Source organism: Nakamurella panacisegetis (assembly GCF_900104535.1).
Taxonomy (GTDB): domain Bacteria; phylum Actinomycetota; class Actinomycetes; order Mycobacteriales; family Nakamurellaceae; genus Nakamurella; species Nakamurella panacisegetis.
Map to the genome: position 1 here is coordinate 1,280,578 of NZ_LT629710.1, position 22,713 is coordinate 1,303,290.

The 22,713-nt window shown below is 68.2% G+C and carries 17 protein-coding genes and 2 pseudogenes; 8 read left to right on the forward strand and 11 right to left on the reverse strand.

Features of this window, described 5'->3' with window-relative positions; all coding sequences use genetic code 11:
- The first annotated feature begins 157 nt into the window (after window positions 1–157).
- From BLS97_RS05615 to ypfJ, 3 genes are all read left to right on the forward strand, one after another.
- Complete coding sequence (locus tag BLS97_RS05615) at window positions 158–1,426, forward strand: NAD(P)/FAD-dependent oxidoreductase (RefSeq protein WP_090474985.1); 1,269 nt, start codon at window positions 158–160, stop codon at window positions 1,424–1,426.
- Window positions 1,420–2,190: a DUF1365 domain-containing protein gene (locus tag BLS97_RS05620; protein WP_090474987.1), complete on the forward strand. Its 771-nt coding sequence runs from the start codon at window positions 1,420–1,422 to the stop codon at window positions 2,188–2,190. The genes BLS97_RS05615 and BLS97_RS05620 overlap by 7 nt, the downstream gene beginning before the upstream one ends.
- 87 nt (window positions 2,191–2,277) lie before the next feature.
- Window positions 2,278–3,222: a KPN_02809 family neutral zinc metallopeptidase gene (ypfJ, locus tag BLS97_RS05625; RefSeq protein WP_090474989.1), complete on the forward strand. Its 945-nt coding sequence runs from the start codon at window positions 2,278–2,280 to the stop codon at window positions 3,220–3,222.
- Between the two features lie 44 nt (window positions 3,223–3,266).
- Here the strand turns inward: ypfJ and BLS97_RS05630 are convergent, their stop codons facing one another.
- Window positions 3,267–3,929, reverse strand: coding sequence for a GNAT family N-acetyltransferase (locus BLS97_RS05630; RefSeq protein WP_090474991.1), 663 nt, complete (start codon window positions 3,927–3,929; stop codon window positions 3,267–3,269).
- 56 nt (window positions 3,930–3,985) lie between these two features.
- Here BLS97_RS05630 and BLS97_RS05635 point away from each other — a divergent pair, with 56 nt between their 5' ends.
- The 4 genes from BLS97_RS05635 to BLS97_RS23205 all read left to right on the forward strand — a co-directional run bounded on the left by BLS97_RS05635 (window position 3,986) and on the right by BLS97_RS23205 (window position 7,211).
- Window positions 3,986–4,978 (forward strand): NAD(P)H-quinone oxidoreductase, encoded by a 993-nt coding sequence (locus tag BLS97_RS05635; protein WP_090474992.1) that lies wholly within the window; start codon window positions 3,986–3,988, stop codon window positions 4,976–4,978.
- 42 nt (window positions 4,979–5,020) lie between these two features.
- The gene (locus BLS97_RS05640; protein WP_090474994.1) at window positions 5,021–5,575 is read left to right on the forward strand and encodes a bacterial proteasome activator family protein; all 555 of its coding nucleotides are present in this window, start codon (window positions 5,021–5,023) and stop codon (window positions 5,573–5,575) included.
- A 34-nt stretch (window positions 5,576–5,609) separates the two neighbouring features.
- On the forward strand, window positions 5,610–6,983 hold the full coding sequence (locus BLS97_RS05645; protein WP_090474996.1) for an aspartate aminotransferase family protein: 1,374 nt from the start codon (window positions 5,610–5,612) through the stop codon (window positions 6,981–6,983).
- An 84-nt stretch (window positions 6,984–7,067) separates the two neighbouring features.
- A complete protein-coding gene (locus tag BLS97_RS23205; protein ID WP_172832182.1) occupies window positions 7,068–7,211 on the forward strand; it encodes a hypothetical protein in 144 nt (47 codons plus the stop codon).
- Between the two features lie 437 nt (window positions 7,212–7,648).
- Here the strand turns inward: BLS97_RS23205 and BLS97_RS24415 are convergent.
- The 10 genes and pseudogenes from BLS97_RS24415 to BLS97_RS05685 form a co-directional block, all read right to left on the reverse strand.
- A pseudogene (locus BLS97_RS24415) lies at window positions 7,649–8,872 on the reverse strand (saccharopine dehydrogenase family protein); the annotation flags it as partial.
- Window positions 8,873–8,974: 102 nt separating this feature from the next.
- Window positions 8,975–9,895 (reverse strand): annotated as a pseudogene (gene speB / locus BLS97_RS24420) (agmatinase); the annotation flags it as partial.
- A gap of 409 nt (window positions 9,896–10,304) precedes the next feature.
- Window positions 10,305–11,729 (reverse strand): NAD(P)/FAD-dependent oxidoreductase, encoded by a 1,425-nt coding sequence (locus BLS97_RS05655; RefSeq protein ID WP_090481433.1) that lies wholly within the window; start codon window positions 11,727–11,729, stop codon window positions 10,305–10,307.
- Window positions 11,730–11,744: 15 nt separating this feature from the next.
- Window positions 11,745–11,885: a hypothetical protein gene (locus BLS97_RS22690; RefSeq protein WP_157695212.1), complete on the reverse strand. Its 141-nt coding sequence runs from the start codon at window positions 11,883–11,885 to the stop codon at window positions 11,745–11,747.
- 177 nt (window positions 11,886–12,062) lie between these two features.
- A complete protein-coding gene (locus tag BLS97_RS05660; RefSeq protein ID WP_172832223.1) occupies window positions 12,063–15,599 on the reverse strand; it encodes a choice-of-anchor G family protein in 3,537 nt (1,178 codons plus the stop codon).
- A 490-nt stretch (window positions 15,600–16,089) separates the two neighbouring features.
- Complete coding sequence (locus tag BLS97_RS05665; RefSeq protein WP_090474999.1) at window positions 16,090–17,613, reverse strand: aminobutyraldehyde dehydrogenase; 1,524 nt, start codon at window positions 17,611–17,613, stop codon at window positions 16,090–16,092.
- Entirely contained in the window at window positions 17,610–18,407 is a 798-nt protein-coding gene (locus BLS97_RS05670; protein ID WP_090475000.1) for an ABC transporter permease, read from the reverse strand. The genes BLS97_RS05665 and BLS97_RS05670 overlap by 4 nt, the downstream gene beginning before the upstream one ends.
- 59 nt (window positions 18,408–18,466) lie before the next feature.
- Complete coding sequence (locus BLS97_RS05675) at window positions 18,467–19,399, reverse strand: ABC transporter permease (RefSeq protein ID WP_231988377.1); 933 nt, start codon at window positions 19,397–19,399, stop codon at window positions 18,467–18,469.
- The gene (locus tag BLS97_RS05680; RefSeq protein ID WP_090475002.1) at window positions 19,396–20,526 is read right to left on the reverse strand and encodes an ABC transporter ATP-binding protein; all 1,131 of its coding nucleotides are present in this window, start codon (window positions 20,524–20,526) and stop codon (window positions 19,396–19,398) included. Before BLS97_RS05680 ends, BLS97_RS05675 begins: the two co-directional genes overlap by 4 nt.
- Window positions 20,527–20,531: 5 nt before the next feature.
- The gene (locus BLS97_RS05685; RefSeq protein WP_157695213.1) at window positions 20,532–21,776 is read right to left on the reverse strand and encodes an ABC transporter substrate-binding protein; all 1,245 of its coding nucleotides are present in this window, start codon (window positions 21,774–21,776) and stop codon (window positions 20,532–20,534) included.
- Between the two features lie 383 nt (window positions 21,777–22,159).
- Here BLS97_RS05685 and BLS97_RS05690 point away from each other — a divergent pair, with 383 nt between their 5' ends.
- On the forward strand, window positions 22,160–22,675 hold the full coding sequence (locus BLS97_RS05690; RefSeq protein WP_090475005.1) for an Lrp/AsnC family transcriptional regulator: 516 nt from the start codon (window positions 22,160–22,162) through the stop codon (window positions 22,673–22,675).
- Window positions 22,676–22,713: the final 38 nt, after the last annotated feature.

The following is a 22,713-nucleotide window of genomic DNA, read 5'->3' on the forward strand; positions in this document are numbered from 1 at the left end:
GGACGGCACTTATCGCCGTCCGGGCGTTCCCCACGTGATGTGATGCACCCATCCAGCCCGGTCGCCGACCCGAATCACCGGCGACAGATCGGCCCGGAACGGCCGAAGGCACGGATGACCGTGGACCCCACGGCCGGCTTCACCAGGGAGTGCATCGATGAGCAGTACCACCAGAGAACGCGTGGCCGTGATCGGCAGCGGCGTCGCCGGCCTGACCTCGGCCTACCTGCTGCAGCGCCGGTTCGACGTGTCGCTCTTCGAGGCCGACGACCGGCTCGGTGGCCACGCCCACACGCACGACGTCGCGACCTCCAGCGGGCGGATCGCCGGGCTCGACACCGGATTCCTGGTCCACAACAGCCGGACCTACCCGAACCTGCTGCGCCTGTTCGCCGAACTCGATGTGGCCACACAGGAGTCGGAGATGTCGATGAGCGTCCGCTGCGACGGATGTGGCCTGGAGTACGCCGGGGCCCGCGGCGCCCGCGGCTTGTTCGCCCAGCCGAGGTCGCTGGTCAACCTGCGCTACCTGTCGATGTTGGTCCAGGTCAAGAGATTTCACGCGGAGGCGCATCGGGTGCTCGACGCACCGGACGATCTGCGCACCCTAGGGCAGTTCATCGACGACGGCCGCTACAGTCGGTTTTTCGCCCACCACTTCCTGCTGCCGGTGGTCGCGTGCGTCTGGTCCTGCGGGTTCGACGGCGCGCGGAACTACCCGGCGCGCTACCTGTTCGCGTTCCTGGAGCACCACGGCATGCTGGCCGTCACCGGATCCCCCCAGTGGCGCACCGTGGTCGGCGGATCGCGGACCTACGTCGACAAGGCGGTCAAGGAACTCTCGGCCGTCCACACCTCCACCCCGGTGCGGTCGGTGACCCGCCACGCCGACGGGGTGACGATTCGCGACGAGGGCGATGACGTGCACGAGGTCGATCGCGTGGTCGTCGCCACCCATCCCGACCAGGCCCTGGCCCTGCTGTCGGATGCCACGGCCGACGAGCGGCGCCTGTTGCGGGCCTTCGAGTACACCCGGTCCCGGACGCTGCTGCACACGGATTCGAGCGTGTTGCCGAAGTCCACCGCGGCCCGGGCGTCGTGGAACTACCAGATGGACAGTTGCGACTCCGACGACAGCCGGGTCAACGTCACGTACCACCTGAACACGCTGCAGCGCATCGACGACGAGGTGGACTATCTGGTCACCCTGAACAGCGAAGGTCAGGTCGACCCGGCCACGGTCATCGACTCGATGGACTATGCCCACCCGACCTACACCGTGACATCCGTTGCCGCCCAGCAGGAACTGTCCTTGCTGAACGACGGCCGGACCGCGTTCGCCGGCGCCTGGCAGGGGTGGGGCTTCCACGAGGACGGCTGCGCGTCCGGGGTTCGGGCGGCGGAATCGCTGGGCGTCAGATGGTGAGTCTGGACGAGCGACCGGTCCGGCCGGACCGACGCGCGGACCGGGCGAACGCGACGATCTACCGCAGTGTGATCCGGCACCAGCGCACGACCAGCGTCGCGCGGACCTTCCAGTACTCGTCGTACTACTGGCTGATCGACGTCGAGGCCCTGCCGTCTCTGCCGCCGCCGCTCCGGCCGTTCGCCCGGTTCCGGGCGTCGGACCATCTCGGCGATCCGGCCGGCACGCTGGCCGGGAACGCGCGGCAGCTGTTGTCCGACAACGGTATCGATGCCGATCAGATCCTGCTGCTGACCTCACCCCGGACGGCCGGTCACGTTTTCAATCCCCTCTCAGTGTTCTACTGCCTGCGCGGTGGTGAGCAGGTGGCCGCGATCGCCGAGGTGCACAACACCTACGGGGGCCGCCACGTCTACCTGCTCCGCCCGGATGACGCCGGCCGGGACCAGGTCGAGAAGTGCTTCTACGTCTCGCCGTTCCTGCCCATGGGTGGCCGGTATCTGATGCGAACGCCCGTCCCGGGGGACCGGTTGAGCGTCTCGATCGCACTGCGGATCGGCCCGAAGACCCCGTTCGTGGCCACGCTCACCGGCGACGGGGTCCCGGCGACCACCGGCCACATCGTCGCGGCCCTGCTCCGGTGGCCGCTGGTGACCCTGCGGACCAGCGCCCTGATCCGCTGGCAGGGCATCCGCCTGTGGCTCCGCGGCATCCCCGTCCAGCCCCGTCCGGCCGACGCCACCGGCGGCGAGCAGGCCCGATAAGCTGTCTCGGCCGCTCTGTCCTGGGCGTCGTCCGTGATCTGCGTCAACGCCGCACATGTTCGGCGCCGAACCGGGAACTGGTGCGCAATGAAGTTCAACGATGATGCCCAACTGGACGCTTCCCAGGTGGAGGACCGCCGCGGTGCGACCGGATCAGGTGGCGGAGGTGGCTTCAGCCTCGGGCGCGGCGGGCTGGCCGGGGGCGGGCTCGGCATCATCGGCGTCCTGATCTTCGTCGGCATCCAGCTGTTCTCCGGGGGCGGGAGCGGGTCCTCGAGTACGGCGCTCAGCGACGTCCTGGCCCAGGTCGCCGGCAACGGCACACCGACCACGCAGGTGGCCAGCGACCAGTTGTCCTGCCCGCAGGGGGCCGACAGCAGTGACGACTGCCAGGTGCTGGCCATCATCAACTCGGTGCAGGCCTTCTGGTCGCAGCAGCTCGCGACCTCCGGCACCAGCTACACCAAGGCGAACACCGTGTTCTTCAGCGGGCAGACCCCGACCGGGTGCGGAACCGGCGAGACCGGCATGGGGCCGTTCTACTGTCCGACCGACCGGCACGTCTACATCGACCTCAGCTTCTGGCAGGAGCTCAAGACCCAGTTCGGCGCCAACGACGCGCTCTTCACCCAGGCCTACGTGCTGGCCCATGAGTACGGCCACCACGTGCAGGACCTGCTGGGCACCAACGCCCGGGTGTCCAGCGCCAAAGGCGCGACGTCCGGATCGGTGCGGCTGGAGCTGCAGGCCGACTGCTACGCCGGGGTCTGGGCCAAGAACGCGTCCACCGTCGCCGGGAGTGACGGGAAGGTGCTGATCAGCGACATCACCGCGGCCGACGTGGCCAACGCGCTGGACACCGCCGGGAAGATCGGCGACGACTACATCCAGACCCACCTGGGCGGCGGGTCGGTCGACACCTCCCAGTTCACCCACGGCTCCTCGGCCCAGCGCAAGAAGTGGTTCACCGCCGGTTACACGTCGGGAAAGCCCGGTGCCTGCAACACCTTCGACACGAGCAACCTGGGCTGAGCCCCGGCGCGACTGGCTGGCCACCCGGTCGGACGAGCCGAGGGTCAGACCCCGAACGAGGTCCGGCACGCCTCGAACCCGGCCACCTGGACCGACCAGCCGGGTTTGTTGAACGTTTCCGGGATAAGCAGCAGCCGCTGGTCGACCGCCGCCTCGCCCGGCCGCCGCTGCACCACGTCGCTGCCGTCCGGGACGTACCCGAGCTTCCGGGACACCGCCTGCGAAGCCGGATTGTCCGTGAACGCCGCGCTGGTGGCCCGGGTCGCCTTGAGGTGATCGAACGCGAAATCCAGCACCGCGGCCCGCATCTCGGTGCCGTATCCCTGCCCCTGATGGACGCGACCGAGCCACGAACCGGAGGCCACCACTCGCGTCACGGCGAAGTTCCGGGCGGTGATCTCCTGCAGCCCGAGCAGGGCCCCGCGGGAGCGTACGGCGAACTGCACACTCCAGTCGTCCGGCTCGGATTCGGCGCGGATCCGCCAGTGGTAACGGAGCGTGTTGGCGATCAGCTCGGCACGCGGAGCGTCCGTCCACGGCGTCAGGAACGGCATCCGGTCCGCCGGGTGGATGCCGGCCAGCACGAGGTCGACCAGCTCGGCCAGGTCGTCGTCGCAGATCGGCCGCAGGATCAATCGCGGAGTGGCCAGCCGCAGTCCGAAGAGCGGCCAGAGCCTGGTCAGGGCGTCCCTCGACGTCGCGGTCATGACGTGAGCCTGCCACCTGCAGATCGGTCGGCGGTGAGCGGATTACCCTCTGACCCATGCTGGCGATCACGCAGGACAGCTTCGGCGGCCCGGAACTGCTGCACCTCACGGAGGTTCCGGACCCGGAGATCGGACCCGACGACGTCCTGATCCAGACCGCCGCGTGCGCCGTGAACCGGGCTGACCTGCTGCAACGGCAGGGCCACTACCCGCCGCCGGCCGGCGCCTCCCCCATCCTGGGCCTCGAATGCTCCGGGACGATCGTCGCGATCGGTTCGGCGGTGACGTCCTGGGCGGTCGGCGATCAGGTCTGCGCCCTGCTCTCCGGCGGCGGGTACGCCGAACTGGTCGCCGTACCCGCACCCCAGGTGCTCCCCCGGCCGACCGGCGTTGCCCTCGTCGACGCCGCCGGGCTGCCCGAGGTGACCTGCACGGTGTGGTCGAACCTGATCATGCGGGCGGGCCTGCGGGCCGGACAGACGCTGCTGGTCCAGGGCGGCACATCGGGCATCGGGACGATGGCCATCCAGGTCGGCAAGGCCGCCGGGGCCACCGTGATCGTCACCGGGTCCCGCGAGGCCGGCCTGCGACGTTGCCGAGAGCTCGGTGCCGACGTCACCGTGAACTACTCGTCCGAAGACTTCGTGGAGGCCGTGGCCGCCGCCACCGACGGGGCCGGAGCCGATGTCATCCTGGACGTGGTCGGGGCGAAGTACCTGCAGCGCAACATTTCCGCACTGGCGTTGGACGGTTCATTGGTGATCATCGGCATGCAGGGCGGAGCGAAGAGCGAACTGGACATCGGCGCCCTGATGGCCCGGCGCGGCGCCGTCATCGCGACTGCTCTGCGCAGCCGCGCGGTCACCGGTCACGGATCCAAGGGTGAGATCGTCACCGCCGTCACCGACCACCTCTGGCCGCTGATCTCGGCCGGCACCGTGCGTCCGGTGATCGACGTCGTCCTCCCGTTGGCCGAGGCCGCCCAGGCCCACCGGCGGATGGCGGAGGGTGGCCACGTCGGGAAGATCGTGCTGAGCGTTTCTCGGTAGGTTGGACGGGCAGCACCAGGACGCAACGAGAGGCAGCACAGGATGACGGAGCAATCTCCACGCTTTGTGGTGGTCGGACCCGACGGGCAGCCCGTCGGCATGGCCGGGCACGCCCAGCTGACGTCTGCTCCGGCGGAGGCGGAGGCGGACGCCCCGAGCGCGGAGGACGCGGAGCGGGCCATCGGCGAACCGGCGAAGGTGATGCGCATCGGCACCATGATCAAGCAGCTGCTGGAGGAGGTGCGGGCGGCTCCGCTCGACGAGGCCAGCCGGGTGCGGCTCAAGGACATCCATGCGGCGTCGATCAAGGAGCTGGAATCGGGCCTGACCCCGGACCTCCGGGAGGAGCTGGAGCGGCTGACCCTGCCCTTCACCGAGGACTCGGTTCCGTCGGACGCCGAACTCCGCATCGCCCAGGCGCAGCTGGTGGGCTGGCTGGAAGGGGTCTTCCACGGCCTGCAGGCCGCACTGGTGGCCCAGCAGTTGGCGGCCAGGGCGCAGCTCGAGCAGATGCGCCGCGGCGCGCTGCCCCCCGGTTCGCACGACGGGCCGGACGGCCCCGCCGGTGGCCACACCGGTAGCGGGCAGTACCTGTAGGCGGCCGGACCGGCGTCAGGGAGGATCTGGTTCCATGCCCACGGTTTTGAAATCCACGGTGAACCGCGACCGCCTGTCCGAGTTGTACGAGCGCGAACGCGCCACGTTCGTCCTGACCCATCCACGGTCGGCGGCGCTGGCCGAGCAGGCCGCCACGCACATGCCGGGTGGTGTGCCGATGAGTTGGATGGTCAAGTGGCCCGGTGACTTTCCGATCTTCATCGATACCGCGAAGGGCGCCCACTTCACCGACGTCGACGGGATCGACTACGTGGACTTCTGTCTCGGCGACACGGGCGCCATGGCCGGGCACTCCCCCGCCGCCACCATCGCTGCGGTGACGGCCCAACTGGCCAAGGGCATCACCACCATGCTGCCCACGGCGGATGCCATCACCGTGTCGGCCGAACTGGCCGAGCGATTCGGACTTCCGTTGTGGCAGTTCACCTTGACCGCCACCGACGCGAATCGTCATGCCATTCGGTACGCCCGGCTGCTGACCGGTCGGCGCAAAATCGTGGTCCACAACTTCTGCTACCACGGCAGCGTCGACGAGGCCTTCGCCACGCTGGACGCCGACGGCCGCACCGTGGACCGTCGGTCCAACATCGGGCCCGGCGTGCCGACGTCGGAGACGACCATCGTCGTCGAGTTCAACGATCTCGCGGCGATGGAAGCGGCCCTGGCCACTGGCGAGGTGGCCGCCGTCCTGCTGGAGCCGGCGCTGACCAACATCGGCATCGTGCTTCCGGCTCCGGGCTACCACCAGGCCGTCCGGGAGCTCACGCGCCGGTACGGCGTGGTGCTGATCAACGACGAGACCCACACCATCTGCGCCGGGCCCGGCGGGTTGACCCGGGCGGCCGGCCTGGAGCCGGACATGCTGGTGATCGGGAAGTCGATCGGCGGCGGAATTGCCTGCGGCACCTTCGGCATGACGGACGAGATGGCCGGCCGCATCGAACGGATGGTCCCGCTGGAGGACATCGACGTCGGCGGTATCGGCGGGACCCTGGCCGGCAACGGACTGTCGATGGCCGCGATGGCGGCCACCCTGACCGAAGTACTGACCGAGGCGGCGTTCGTGAAGATGATCCCGCTGGCCGACCGCTGGGCCGACGGCGTCCAGGCCGGGATCGATGCGGTCGGCGCGCCGTGGCACGTCACGCGGTTGGGGTGCCGGGCCGAGTACGGATTCTCCCCGGAGGAGCCGGTGAACGGCTCGGAGGCGGCGGCGTCCGACGACTTCGAACTGCAGCAGCTACTGCACCTCTACGCCCTGAACCGCGGAATCCTGCTGACCCCGTTCCACAACATGGCTCTGATGTGCCCGGACACCACCGAAGCCGATGTCGATGCCCACACGCAGATGTTCGCCGACCTGTGCCAGGAGCTCTTCGCGGGCTGATCGGGCGGGGCGGCGAAAACCGATGCCGCGGCCCGGGATTGGATCTGGCCGGCCCCGGGAACTGTGCGACGCATGTTACTCGTCGTGGTTCTCATCGTCCTGGCCATTCTCTTCGGCATCGGCGGGCTGGTGCTCACCGGTCTCAAGTGGCTGTTGATCATCGCGCTGGTGCTGCTCATCGCCGGCGTCATCAGCGGTGTGCTCGGCCGCGGCCGCACCAAGGTCTGACCAGTCCCCGGCTGCGCACAGGGCTCCGCAAACGGCTCTGCCGCTGCGGATAGGCCGCTGCGCATAGGCGGCTGCGCATAGGGAACTGCGCATACGGTTCGGCCTGGCAGCAAACATCCTGCGCATACGGAACTGCCCGGCGCATACGGTTCGGCCCAGATCGCGTCGAAACTGCTGCTGATCAGGAAGAACTGTATGCGCCGGACCGAACTGTATGCGCCGGACCGAGCTATACGCGCGGGGCCGATCCGTACGCGCTGGACGGGACTGTATGCGCGGGAAAGCTACGGCCCCGGAGCGCCCTAGAGGGCGCGGCTGTGCGGCGACTCCTTCGCGGGACCCGTCTGCGGGCGCACCGGCTCCGGGTGCGGATCGCCCGGCTTGGTCGGGGCCGGCCCGGAATCCCGCAGGTTGCCCGAGTCGATCGCCGCTGGACCCTGCTCGCGCATGGCCCAGGGCGAGCCGTATTCCGTGAGCAGCGTCAGGAACGGAACCGCGTCGAAGGCCTCCGGCCCCAGCACGCCGGCCCCGGACCAGGCGCCGCGGGCGATGAGCTCCATGGCGACCACCGGGCACACCGCGGTCTGCCAGACGACCGCCTGGGAGTTGTACTCCCGCATCGACCACTCGTTGTCGACCACGTGGTAGAGGTACACCTCCCGCGGATTGCCCTGCTTGTCCAGGCCCTTGACCCAGGTGCCGGCGCAGGTCTTGCCGTGCATCTTGTCGCCTAGGGTGGCCGGGTCGGGGAGCAGCACGGCGATGACGTCACGCGGGGAGACCATCACCGACCCGACCTGCAGCCGCTCGGCCGAGTCGATGCCCAACTTGCGCTGCAGCTTGAGCATCTCGATGAACTCCTGGCCGAGGCCGTACTTGAACGTCACGCGGTTGGTGTCCAGCCAGCGCGGCATCAGCAGGACTTCCTCGTGCTCCACATTGACGCACTCGACCGGTCCGATGCCCTCCGGGAAGTCGAACACCTCAGGCTCGGAGAACGGCGCCGTGGTGAACCAGCCGCGGCCCTTCTCGTAGATGATCGGCGGGTTCAGGCACTCCTCGATCGTCGTCCAGATGGAGAACGTCGGTGCGAAGTCGTAGCCGTCCACCTGGAGGTTGCCGCCATCGCGGACCCCGATCTCCTCGATGTGGCTGAACAGGTGGTCCGAGGCGTATTTGGCGAAGACGTCGGACAGGCCCGGCTCGACCCCCATGCCGACCAGTGCGATCCGGTCGGCCGCCTCCCACTGCGCGGCCATGGCGAACTGCTCGTCGCCGAGCATGACGCCCGGGGTGTTGAACGGGTCGGACGGATGCGGATGCGACAGCGACATGGCCATGTCGAGGTAGTGCGCCTTGCCCTGCAGCGCGGCGTTGAACAGCGGCATGACGAACCGCGGATCGGTGGCGTTGAGCAGCAGGTCGCAGCGATACCGGCTCAGCAGCCCCACCACGTCCTCGATCTTGCGCGCGTCGACCTGCGCCGGGATGAACCGCCCGTCGCCGACCGATTCACAGGTGTGCTCGGACTTGGCCAGGTCGTAGTCGGCGACCACCATGGCTTCGATGTAGTCCCTCCGGGCCGCGGTGGCCACCACCGCCGAGCCGACGCCGCCCGCCCCGACCAGCAGCACCCGGAGCTTGCCCGGGGACGAGCGCACCGCCGGAGCATTCCGTCCGGCCAGCACCGGGGTGGATTCGTCCCACACCGTCCCGGCGGCGGCATCCGCACGACGACGGGCGATGCCGGACAACGTCTCCAGCACCACCCGGTTGCCGAGCATCGCGGTGACGTCGGCATGGTCGTACGGCGGGGCGACCTCGACGATCTCCAGGCCGACCAGATTGACCTCGCGCCCGATCCGGCGAACCGCGTCCAGCAGTTCCCGGCCGGTCAGGCCACCTGGCTCCGGAGTGCCGGTGCCCGGGGCCAGACCGGGGTCGACCACATCGATGTCGACGGACAGGAACACGCCGTCGGTGTCTACCGAGGCCAACGCGATGGCTTCGGTCAGCACGTCGTCCAGACCGCGCCGCTGGATCTCGGCCATCTCGAATCCGCGCATGCCCTGCTCGGCCATCCAGGCCAGCTCCGGCGGCTCCGGCCAATAGCCGCGCAGCCCGATCTGGAAGAACTTGCTGCCCTTGACCGCGCCCGACTCGATGACGCGCCGCATCGGCAGGCCGTGGCCGTAGAGGGACCCGAACTGGATGTCGCCGGTATCGGCGTGGGCGTCGAAGTGGATGACGGCGATCCGCCCGTACCCATAGTGCTCGGCCAGACCCGTGATGTCGGCCATGGCCACGGTGTGGTCGCCGCCCAGCACGATCGGGATCTTGTCGGCCGCGGCCAGCTGGGTGATCACCGTCTGCAGAGCCCGCAGGGATCTGATCGTCTCGGTCGGGGCCATCTCGACGTCACCGGCGTCGACGACGCCCAGGTCGAGCAACGGGTCCACCCGGAGCGAGAGGTGGGGCCGGGAGCCGGTGTGCTCGGAATAGTCGACGGTGCGCAGGGCCATCGGGCCCATCCGGGCGCCGGACCGGTAGGAGGTCCCCGAGTCGTACGGAGCTCCGACGATCACGGCGGACGCGTCGGCGTAGGTGGAGGGATCGGACAGATCGCAGCGCGGAACTCCGGTGAAGGTGACATCGGGTCCGTACATTGCGCCGTAGCGCGCCATGGGATTCAACTCTCCTGCTCGTTGGTCGGCCCTGGGTGGATTCGGGCCGTTCGTTGCCGTTCAGTTGTTGCCGTTCACCGCGCCGCGGTGACGCTCCTGGTGCTGTCAGCTTGGCCGTGGGCACAACGCATGTGCAAGTGCGACGGCGTTCACACAACGGATGATGCGTGAGGCGGGCGTACCAGCCGTGCCCGGGTTCGATGGCTCAACGGAAGGCGCCCGTCGCATTCGGATGTTGCGGCCGGCCGATGACGGCGGATCCCGGCCATCCCGGGCGGCGGCGTGGATCAACTTCGTCGTTTTGGGACTCGAGTGACGCAAGTGGTCACTTTCGTCCACGCCTGCGAAGTTGATCCACGCCGAACGCGGGGTCACGCCCAACACGGGCTCACGCTTCGGACACGGCGGGTCAGCTGTCGAAACCGAGACCGAAGCGGTCGAGGGAGCGGAGCCAGAGGTTACGGTGACCGGCACGGGCGTCGGCGCGGGCGGCCGACCATCGGGTCATGTTGATCACCGCGGACCGCAGCGGCTCGGGCGGGAACGGCACCGGCTTGGCCCGGACGGTGTTCAGCGACGTCAACTCGGTCTTCTCCCCCGACAGCAGATCCAGCATCACCTGGGCCCCGAACCGGGTCGCACCGACCCCGAGCCCCGTGTAACCGGTGGCGTAGGCCACCCGGCCGCCGTAGCCGGTCCCGAAGAACGGGAAGAACCGGGAGCAGGTGTCGATGACGCCACCCCAGGTGTGGGTGAAGCGGGTGCCCTCGAGCTGCGGGAAGGTGGCGAAGAAGTGCTCGGCCAGCCGTTTGAACGTCTCCGGCCGCTGGTCCAGCACCGGGTCGATCCGGTTGCCGTAGTGGTAGATGACGTCGTAACCGCCCCAGAGGATGCAGTTGTCGTCGGTCAGGCGGTAGTAGTGGAACTGGTTACCGGCGTCGCTGACCCCTTGCCGTCCCTTCCACCCGATGGTGTCCATCTGCGCGTCGGTCAGCGGCTCGGTCGCCATGGCGTAGTCGTACACCGGCACCACGTAGGGCCGCACCCGCTTCAACAGCGACGGAAACGCATTGGTGCCCAACGCAACCCGCTTGGCCCGCAGCGCTCCGTGCGGAGAGGTGAGCACCATGTCGTCACCGTCCCGGGTCATCCCCTCGACGTGTGTGTTCTCCATGATCTTCACCCCCAGCGACTCGCAGGCGTCGGCCAATCCCCAGACCAGGCGGGCCGGATCGACCAGCACCGTCTTGTCGCGGCCGTTCACCGCGCCGAGGTAGGTCGGTGAGTTGACCAGCGCGCGCGTGGCGGCCTGGTCGAGAAGTTCGGCGTCGTCACCGAAGTCGAGCATCCGCTCGTAGTCGGCGGCCAGATCCCCGATCTGGTAGCTCTCGGTGGCAACCTTCAGCTCACCGGTCTTCTCGAGCTTGCAGTCGATCTGGAAGTCCTCGATCGTCTTCACGATGCCGGCCAGGTTGTCCCGGCCCCGGCGCTCCAGGCGCGGCATGTCCTCGGGATACCAGTCCATCCCGTTGGCCTGACCGTGGGTCAGAGAGGCGGAACAGAAACCGCCGTTGCGTCCGGAGGCGGCCCACCCCAGGGTCTTTCCCTCCAGCACGACCACGTCGCGGGACGGGTCCTCCTGTTTGGCCAGCAGCGCCGTCCAGAGGCCGGAATAGCCTCCACCGATGACGGCGAGATCGGTCTTGTTGTTCGGTCCGGTCAACCGCTCACGCGGGTCCGGCGCATCGACATCGTCGAGCCACCAGCAGATCGGCTCGGAGTCGGACAGAGAATTCCGGACGGCTTTCGATCGCGAACGACCGGCTGGAAGCAGAGGCGACACGGCCGGTCACCCCTGCTTCGCGGCGTGGGGGAGCTTCCGGGAGGTCTCGATGACGGTCCCGGTCTTGCTGTCCCAGATGGACGCGGTCAACGATGCGCCACGGGGGTCGAGGACGGGGTCGGGCACCTGCATGGGCGTGCGGATCATGGTCTTCCTTCGTTTTGTCGAACCGGCCCCGGGCGGGGCGCGGCAACCCGCATCGTATCGGGCCGCCTCCACCCGGACCGGCGCCACGAGGGACTCCTCACGCGAGACGCAAACGGCCTCCCACCCCCGTGACACCGGGGATGGGAGGTCGTCGTCAGCGAACTGCTACTGGGCCGGTCAGTTCACCGGGTTGTTGATGAAGTAACCGGACACATCGGTCACCAGATCAACCGAGGTGGAGGCGGCCCCGTTGTAGAGGCGTACCTTTCCGTCACCGCCGATCCGCGGGAACATCGCGTTGGGGCGATCCTGGCGGGCCACGAAGTTCAGGTTCGAGGCCAACGGCACGGTGCCCTGCGGGAAGGCGGTGATGAACCCGGGACCTTCGGCATTGGTGACCGTCAGGTTGGCGACCACGGCCGACACACCGGTCGCCGGGATGCCGGTCCGTCCGAGCACGGTCGGGCTGATCGACGACTTGGCTCCGACCTTTCCGTTGACGTTGTTCCCGACCCGGGTGTCCAGCAGCCGGTTCGGCTCGACCGGCACGAATTCACCGTCCAGCACGGCGATTCCGCCACGGAAGTACCCGGCAACGTCGGCCACGAGGCGCACCGTGCCCGGCGAACCGTTGTAGAGCGACACGGTTCCATCGGCCGCCACCGGGGCGATGACCAGATTGGCGTCCGTCTGACCCTTGTAGAAGTTCAGGCTGGACACGAACGGCCTCGGGTTGGACCGATAGGCGGTGATGTAGCCGGGGCGCGTCGGCCCGTCGACCGTCATGTTCAACGTGACGGCGGCGACGTTGGTGGTCGGCACTCCGCCGACACCGGTGACCTTCAACTTGATGGTCCCGTACGGCTTCACCGTCCCCTGCGGCGCGCCGGTTCCATTCGCGGTGTCGAGCAGGCGGGACGGGCTGAGCGACACGAACGATCCCGGCGCGACCGTCGGCCCGTCGGAGAAGTAGCCCTGGATGTCGGCCACCACATCGGTCGCGCCAACCGAACCGTTGTAGATCGAGACGGTGCCGTCGGAGGCCACCGCCGCCGCGACCAGGTTGGCCACGGTCGACTTCGCCGCGAAGTTCACACTCGAGGCGATCGGCCGACTCGGCCCCGGGAAGACGGTCAGGTAGCCCACGCTGGCCGAGTTCGTCGTCGTGACGTTCAGCATCACGGTGGCCACACCCTTGCCCACCGGCTGGCCGAGGGCGGGAACACCGCCGATGTTCCGGACCTGCACCTTCATCGTGGCCCCGGGAGCCAGGGTGTGCTTGACGGCCCCCGTTCCGGACCTGGTGTCGAGCACCCGGTAGGGCGCGAGCGGGTGATAGGCGCCGGCCGCCTGCTCAACGGGAGTGATCGTCGTGCAAGGAATCGGGCCACCCGTGACCGTTGTGTAGGCGCCTGAAGCGACCGGAGCCACCTGGTAGCTCACGCTGGTCGTCCCGGCGGCCACCGGCACGCTGATCGAGGCATCCAAGAAGCCTCCCAGCAACGGCACGACCGACGTCGATGACGCCGGGTTGATCCCGGTTCCGGTGATCGTGAAGGTCGACGGCACCAGGCTGGTGTCGATCCCGATGTTGGCCAGCACCGAGACCGTGGCGGCGTTCAGGCCCGTCTTCGGGTTCACACCGGTCAAGACGCAGGAGGTGACCGGCAGAGTGCTCGCCCCGTACAGGTAGCCGAGCGGCTTCGTCGTTCCGGACGGGGTGGTCGCCGTGACCAGCACGCCGCCGGCGGCGTGGGCGGGAGTGGCGAAGACGGCCGTGGTGCCCGTCGGGTCGACCGTCACCTGGGACGCCGGGACGACCGTCCCGCCGATGGTGATGGACGTCTTGCCCGGGACGAACCCGGTGCCGGTGACGGTCACCGTGGTGTTGCCCGTCGTGGGTCCGTGATCCGGCGAGATGCCGGTCGCAGCCAGCGCATCGAAGGTGAACGGCAGGGCCGGCGTGCTGGTGCCGCCGGCGGTGGTGGCGACCACGTCGACGGTGCCCGGGGCGTGCGCCGGCGTGGTGAAGGTGGCCTTGGTGCCGCCGTCGGTGACCGTGACCTGCCCGGCCGGAATGGTGATTCCGCCGATCTCAACCGTGGTGGCGCCGGGGACGAAGCCCGTGCCCGTGATGGTGACGACCGTGCCACCGGCGGCCGGGCCGCGGTTCGGGCTCAACGACGCGCCGGTCGGCACGTCGTAGAAGTTGTAGGTCTGCGGCGCGCTGGTGCCGCCCGCGGTCTGCACCGTCACGTCGACCGGGCCGGCCGCGTGGGCCGGGGTGACGAACGTCAGGCTGGTCGTGCTGGTGGCGGTGGCCGGCTGGTTGACCCCATCCACGTTGACCGTGGTGGCGCCGGGCACGAACCCGGTGCCGGTGACGGTCACGGTCGTACCACCGGCGGAGGGCCCGCTCGACGGCGAGAGAGTGGCGGCGGTGGGCGGGTCGGACGGTCCGGCGTTCGGGCCGACGCTGGCCGACGCCAGGTCGATCTGCGCGGTGTGACCGGTCGGCACCAGACCGACCCGAAGAGCGGTCTGGGTGAAGGTGGCCCCGGAGTTGGGCGCCACCGGCTGCTCGTTCGCGGTGATCGCCAGCAGCCCACTCAGGGCATCGGCCAGAGGCGTGATGACGCTCGTCCCGAGCCCGGCGGAGAGCGTGTTCACCGGGGCAACGACCTGGGCGATGATCGGGTCGAGGACGCCCTTGAGCACGCTCGCACTGATCGGGATCCCGAGGACGGTGGCGGTGATTCCGTTGATAGCGGTGGTGAGGGTGTTCACCAGTCCGGACAGGGCGGTCTGGATCGCCGGCAACAGGTCCGCGGTGAGGGCCGTGGTGATGACGGCCAGCAGATCGGTGTTGCGCGGCAACGAGTTCAGGTCTTTGCCCTGGAAGGTGAGCAACTTGGCCAGGTCGACCGTGACGCTACCGGTGTTCAGGTCGGCCACGATCCCGCCGCCGTCGACGCTGACCGTTCCCAGGGTGCTGACCAGGTTGGCGAGATTCGGGATTCCGGTCACCGTGACCAGTCCGAGTCCGAGGCCGTTCAGTGTCGCCGTCACCCCGTCGACCGTCGGCTGGAGGGCGGTGAGCTGCGTGGTCAGGGTGGAGGTGATGCCCGCGACCAGCGGGCTCTTCACCTGCAGCTGCAGCGAGGCGATCTTGTACGTGCCGCTCTGGACCCCGGCGGCCGTCTCGGCCGCCGTGGCACTGACCGCGCCGACCTGCAGGGTGCCGGTGGATAGTGCGGTACCCAGGGCCGGAACGGCAGCGATCAGGCTGTCCAGGCTCAGGGAGGCGTCGGCCGCCGGGAACCCGGCACCCACGCCGACCGCTCCGGAGTTGTCGACCGCACCCGACGCGGCGGAGGAACTGCCGGTGGACGATGCGGTGGCGTACTGCCCGACGGCGCCGAGCGTCAGGATCCCCTGGGTGCCCAGCAGGTTGATCCCGCTACCGAGGTCGAGATTCACGGCGTTGAGAGCGGTCACGCTCAACGGATTGCTCACGGTAACGGCCGGAGGCGCTGCATTGGCAGTTGCCTTGGCCGGCGTGACGGATACCAGGTTGGCCAGGTCGTTGCCCAGGAGGATTCCCGACAGGAACTGACCCTCCGCGACGGCCGGCGCGGACGCGGCCGAGGCGGCGGTGCCGGTCAGCAGCAGAGAACCGGCCACCATGGCCACGGTCAGACCGGTGGCCGTCACCCGGCGCGCCCGGGCCCTTGTCGATCGTCCACCACCCCGGCCTATCGCAGTGGCAATTCGAGGGAAAGCCTGGCCCAGAGACATATGCGCTCCTGATAAGAGGTGGTCAGGACCCCTCGGTCAACAGCCCCCGGTCCCGTCAGGGAGATCCTGACGGAGTGCGCGCCGAGCCGCCAGTCCACCCGAACAAGCCCGACGGCGATTTATCGCATGCACACGATGCTTCAGAGTCCTTGCCGTCCAACATGTTTCGACACGTCAGAGAGCGCCCGCGATGCATCGTAGGCATTGTTCTGAGGGGAGAAGATCATCCTTCGGGAGACCAAGAACGCTCAAACGGGTGGCCTACGTCACTGTGTGTGCCGAATTTCGCCATTTCGTGTGTCGACCGCGTGCCGGACAGCCATTGTGACCGGGTCGACGGCCAGAATTCCTACTGACGGTGCTTGTTCGTCACTCTCGTGTCATCAGCGAGACGCCCTCGCCAGGATCAGAGCCGGGATCCGGAATCCGGCAAGGCGAAGATGGTCCGGTGCCAGTCCTTGCGGGCCGCCCCGGTCCGGTCCATGGCGACGTGCTTGATCTGCGAGTACTCGTGCAGCGAGTAGACGCTCATGTCCTTGCCGAACCCGGATGCCCCGTAGCCGCCATGAGGCATCTCGGAGAAGATCGGGATGTGGTCGTTGATCCAGACCGTGCCCGCCCGCAGTTCCGCGCTGGCCCGGAGCGCCCGGCGCACATTCGTCGTCCAGGCCGAAGCGGCCAGACCGAACGGCGAGTCGTTGGCCAGGGCGAGGGCCTCGTCGTCCCCGCGGAACCCGATGACGGTCAGGACCGGCCCGAAGATCTCGTCCTGCACGATGGGGCTGCGCTGGTCGGCCCCGACCACCAGGGTCGGCAGCTGCCAGAACCCGCCGGCCGGATCCCACCCGGAACGATTGCGGCGCGGCGGCTTTCCGGGTGCGATCAGTCGCGCGCCCGAACTCTGGGCGGCGGCCAGCATAGCGGCCACCTTGTCGCGGTGCCGCGCGCTGGACAGCGGACCGATGTCGGTGGCCGGGTCCATCGGATCGCCCAGCACCAGGCCGGCGAGCAGGTCGGCGACCCCGTCGACGAAGGCCTCGACCAACGATTCGTGAACATAGGCCCGGGTGGCGGCGGTGCAGTCCTGCCCGGTGTTGATCAGAGCGGCGGCCACCGCACCGTGCACCGCTGCGTCCAGGTCGGCGTCGTCGAAAACCACGAACGGCGCCTTGCCGCCGAGTTCCAGGTGCACCCTCGCGGCCCGCGGCGCGCAGGCCGCCATCACCTGACGGCCGACCGCCGTCGAACCGGTGAACGACACCATGTCGACGCCCGGGTGGGCGACCAGTGCGCGTCCGGCGTCCGAACCGGTGCCCGGGACGACGTTGATGACCCCGTCCGGGAACCCGGCCGCCTGGGCCGCCTCGGCGAACAGCAGGGCCGTGATCGGAGTGATCTCGGCCGGTTTCAGCACGATGGTGTTACCGGCCGCCACCGCGGGCAGGATCTTCCAGCCGGCCATCTGCAGCGGGTAGTTCCACGGAGCGATCGAACCGATCACCCCGATCGGCTCGCGCCGGATCATCGACGTGTGGTCGGCCGAGTACTCCCCGGCGGCGCTCCCCTCGAGGACGCGGGCCGCGCCGCCGAAGAAGGCCGTGTTGTCGATGGTCCCGGGTACGTCGAAGCCGGTGGAGAGCTTGATCGGCTTCCCGGTTTGTGACGTCTCCACCTCGGCCAGTTCGCGTGCCTTGGACCGCAGCTCGACCGCCAGCGCGGCCAGTAGCTCCGACCGCTCGCCGGGCGTGGTCGCCGACCAGCCACCGAAGGCCGCCCGGGCCGCCGCGACCGCGCGGTCGACGTCGGCTTCGACGGCCAACGGGTAGCTGGTGACCACCCGCCCGGTGGCCGGATCCAGCACGGGGAACTGCTCCCCGCCTCCATCGACCAATTGCCCGCCGACGAAGCAGGGCACGCGCGACGAACTCATTTGAGCCGGTTCCGCCGGCTTCCGACCACGCGGCCGCTGACCACGAAGACCAACGCCACCAACATCATCGCCGTGCCGACCACGTTGACCTGCACCGGGACGCCCCGCTGGGCCACGCCCCACACGTACATCGGGAAGGTGACCCGAGAGCCGGAGTTGAAGTTGGTGATGATGAAGTCGTCGAACGACAGCGAGAAGGACAGCATCGCGGCCGACACGATGCCCGGCAGCACCAACGGAAAGGTGATGCGCCAGAACGTCTGTCGCGGATTGGCGTACAGATCCATGGCGGCCTGTTCCAGCCGCGGGTCCATTCCGGCGAGCCGGGCCTTGACCGTCACGATCACGAACGACAGACAGAACATGATGTGCGCGATGACGATCGTCGTGTAGCCGAGCGGGACACCGAGGTTCAGGAACAAGGTCAACAGCGACGAACCGGCCACCACTTCCGGCGTCGCCATCGGGAGAAACACCAGGACATTCGCGGTCGCCTGGCCGCGGAATCGGTGCCGCCCGATCGCGAATGCGGCCAGCGTCCCGATGATCACCGCACCCAGAGTTGCCACCACGCCGATCCACAGGCTGGTGACCAGGGAGTCGCACAGGCCACTCGCCCCGCACGGGTTGGTCCAGGCATCGAAGGAGAACCGGTTCCACACCAGGTTGTACTTGCCCACCGGCTTGTTGAACGAGAACACGATGACCACGAAGATCGGCGCGAACATGTAGAGCAGCGCGACGATGCCGACCACGGCGACCAACCGGTCCCGGATCCACCGTCCGACCCCCATTCCCGCCTTGGGTCGCGGCGGGGTGCTCGGAGCGGTGGACTTCGTCAGCGTCGGGGCACTCATACCAGGTCCTCGGTTCCGGAGCGGCGGACGTAGAAGACGACCAGGACGACGATCGCGACCATCAGCACGATCGACATCGCCGCCGAGGCCGGATAGGCGAAGTTGCGGACCTGATTGTTGATGACGTTGCCGGTCATGGTGTCACTGGTGGATCCGAGCAGTTGCGCGTTGACGTAGTCACCGGCGGCCGGGATGAAGGTCATCAGGGTGCCGCCGACCACACCGGGCAGCGACAGCGGCCACGTCACCTTCCAGAACGTCGTCCAGGAGTTCGCGTACAGGTCGCCGGCCGCATTGAACAGCGTGCGATCGATCTTCTCCAGCGACGTGTAGAGCGGAAGCACCATGAACGGCAGGAAGTTGTAGGTCAGGCCCATGATCACCGCGAACGGCGTCGCCAGCAGACGGCCCTGGGTCAGTCCGATGGCATCGGTGATGTTCATCAGGTGCGTCGACTTCATGAAGTCGACGACCACTCCGTTATCGGACAGGATCTGCTTCCAGGCCAGCGTCCGGATCAGGAAACTGGTGAAGAACGGTGCGATCACCAGCACCAGCAGGATGCTCCGCCACCGGCCGGCCTTGAACGCGATCGTGTAGGCCAGCGGGTAGGCGATCAGGATGCACAGCAAGGTGGACAATGCGGCGAACACGAAGGATCGGATGAACTGCGGCCAGTACTCCCGGATCACGTCACCGTAGGTCGGGAAGTGCCAGGTGAGCCGGAAACCGGTCTCGAGCGACCCCGTCATCAGCGAGGTGGAGGCCAGGGTCAGCAGCGGCAGCAGGAAGAAGACGATCATGGCCAGCGCGGCCGGGAGCAACAGGAAGAACGGCGTCAGCTTCTTCTTCTCACCACCCGGGGCCGGCACCGGGCCGACACCGCCGGGACCGGTCTCGGCCACGCCGGCCGCGGCGGCGACACTCACGAGGCCACCTCGGCCGCTTCGGCCTCCTGCCACGCACCCTCGTGCAGTCCGAAGGTGTGGTCCGGATGCCAGTAGGCGCTGACCTTCTCGCCGACCTGGCGCAGTGAGATCGCGCTGTTCTGCGAGAAGACGGTCAGCTCCTCCTCCGCGTCCAGCGCCGACCGGACCAGGTACTGCGTCGAGACGCCGATGAACGAGGCGTCGATGATGGTTCCGTCGATGACGTTGTAGCCGATCGGTGCCTGCCCGACGTCGGCCAGCTGGATCTTCTCGGGCCGGACCCCGACCTCCACCGCCGGCCCTTGAGCGGCCATCCGCGTGACCGGCATGTGCAGGGACACGCCGTGGAAGTCGGCCGTGAGGACGCCGCCGGAGGTGCCGGACACCCGGGCCGACAACAGGTTCGTCTGCCCCAGGAATCCGGCGACGAACGGGCTGCGCGGGTTCTCGTAGAGATCGACCGGGCTGCCGAGTTGTTCGACCTTGCCCTTGTTCATCACCGCGATGGTGTCGGCCATCGTCATGGCCTCCTCCTGGTCGTGGGTGACGTGGACGAAGGTGATGCCGACGTCGGCCTGGATGCGCTTGAGCTCCAACTGCAACTGTCGGCGCAGTTTGAGATCCAGCGCGCCCAGCGGCTCGTCCAGCAGCAGCACCTTGGGCCGGTTGACCAGGGCCCGCACGACGGCGATGCGCTGCTGCTGACCGCCGGAGAGCTGGGTCGGCTTGCGCTGGGCCAGATGTGACAGCTCGACGAGCTCGAGCATCTCCATCACCTTGGTGCGCACGTCGGTGTCGCCCTTGCGACGCAGGCCGAACGCGACGTTCTCGAAGATCGTCATGTGCGGGAACAGCGCGTAGTTCTGGAACACCGTGTTGACCGGACGCTGGTAGGGACGGAGCCGGGACACGTCGGTGTCGCCGATGGTGATCTGGCCGCTGGTCGGATCCTCCAGCCCGGCGACCATCCGCAGGGTGGTGGTCTTGCCGCACCCGGACGGCCCGAGCAGGGCGAAGAACGAACCCTCGGGCACATCCAGATCGATGTCGTCGACGGCGGTGAACGCTCCGTAGGACTTCACCAGGCCCCGGATCGCCAGGCTACCGCCACTGGACTTGTCGGCCATGTCTCTCACGCCCCTGTCAGTTTGTTGAAGTAGTCGCCGTAGCGGGTGGACAGGTCCTCGTCCAACGACATGAAGCCGTGCAGCTTCCCGGTGGTCTTGGCCGTCGGGAAGATCAACTCGTTGGCGGCCAGCGCCGCGACGTCCTTGTCCGGATCGGCGGCCACGACCGCCTTGGCCGAGGGAACGGGGCAGATGTAGTTGACGTACTCCTCCACCGTGGCCGAGACGTCCGGCTTCAGGTAGAAGTTGATCAGTTCCTCGACGCCCTTCTTGTGCGGCGTCCGGATCGGCACGACGAAGTTGTCGCTCCACCGCATAGCCCCGGCTTCGGGGAGGACGTACTGCAGCGAGGCGTCCTTCGCCTGTAGCTGGACGACGTCACCGCTCCAGGCCACGCAGGCGGCGATGTCACCGCTGGCCAGCCCCTGGGTGTATTCGTTGCCGGTGAAACTGCGGACCTGACCCGAGTTCACCGCCGCCTCGACCTTGGCGTTGGCCTTGAGGAACTGCTCCTCGGTGAAGTCCTGCGGGTCGTAGCCGAGGTCGAGCAGGACCAGACCGATGGTGTCCCGCATCTCGGTGAGCAGGGTGACCTTGCCGTGGAGGGACCGGTCGGTGAGCAACTGGTCCATGGTCTCGATGGCCTTGCCGCCGGACGATTTCGGGTTGGTGGCGATGCCGGTCAGGCCCGACTGCCAGGTCACCGAATACTTGCGGCCCGGGTCGTAGTCGACGTTCAGCAGTTGCGGGTCGAGGTTCTTCAGGTTCGGGATGTTGGCGTGATCGAGCGGGAGGGCATAACCGAGCCGGATGATCTTGTCGGCCATCCAGTCGGTGACGCAGAAGGTGTCCGCCGAGATCGCGTCGCCGTTGGCCAGCTGGGGCTGGATCTTGGCGAAGTAGTCGTTGTTGTCGTTGACGTCCTCGGTGTAGGTGACCTTGATGCCGGTCGCCTTCTGGAACTCGTCGAGGGTCGGGTGCTTGTTCGGGTCGTTGTCGTCGACGTCGATGTACGCCTGCCAGTTCGACCAGTTGAGCTTCCGGTCGCTGTCGGTGCGGTCGGCGACGGTGGTCGGCCCGCCGGATCGCGCGGAGATGCCGCAGGAGGCCAGGAACGCGGTCGCCGAGGCCATGCCGGCGCCCCGGAGGAAGGCCCGGCGCGGCAGCGGACGGGTGCGTCCGACTCCTTGGCCGGTCAGCGGATTGACCAGGTGCGGGGCGCCCCGACCGGGCGGTGTACGGCCTGGCACCAGCAACCTCCTGCGAACTGCTTGGACGGGAAGGACACAAGCGGCCGCGCCGCAGACCCAGCGATCCTGACATCGAGGATCGGTAAGGGCAAGGAAAACGCCGGTTGTTTCCGTCCCGGCAACAAGACCGGTATGCCCGGGGATCGGGCCCCACCGGTGGCCCGGGTCGGTCCGCACCCCCGACGACCGCGATCACGTGCGTCGGAATGGAAGCCGGCCACGTGCACCGGCGCTGTGGTCGTCATGCGCACTCCCAGCTGTTCGAAGGGACGTTACGGTTATCGCAGTTCTTGGCCCCCTGCGCAAGGGTTTCCGTGTTGCCATCTGATTTCCTCGACGGATTCGCTTGCGTTCTGGCGTCCGACCCGGCCATCATCATGGATATGTCCAGATCCAACGGCGCCTCCGGAGTCGACGGTGACCCGTCGGTTGCCGTCCGCAATCGCGCGCCGATCCCACTGGACGATGTGTCCAAGGCGATCATCGAACAGTTGCAGCAGGACGGCCGGCGCCCGTACGCCACCATCGCCGCGGCGGTCGGCCTGTCGGAGGCAGCGGTAAGACAACGGGTGTCGCGGCTGATCGGGTCCGGCGTCGTCCAGATCGTCGCCGTCACCGATCCGCTGCAGGTGGGGTTCTCCCGCCAGGCCATGATCGGCATCAAGGCCGAGGGCAACCTCGAACCCGTGGTCGCCGCCCTGACCGCCATGGACGAGGTGGACTACGTCGTCATCACCGCCGGTTCGTTCGACATCCTGGCCGAGGTGGTCTGCGAGGACGACGACCACCTCCTGAGCCTTTTGAACCAACGCATCCGCACCATCGACGGCGTCCGCTCGACGGAGAGCTTCATGTACCTCAAGCTCTCGAAACAGACCTACACCTGGGGCACCCGCTGACGCCGGAACCGACTGCCCCCAGACACTTTCCGAACAGA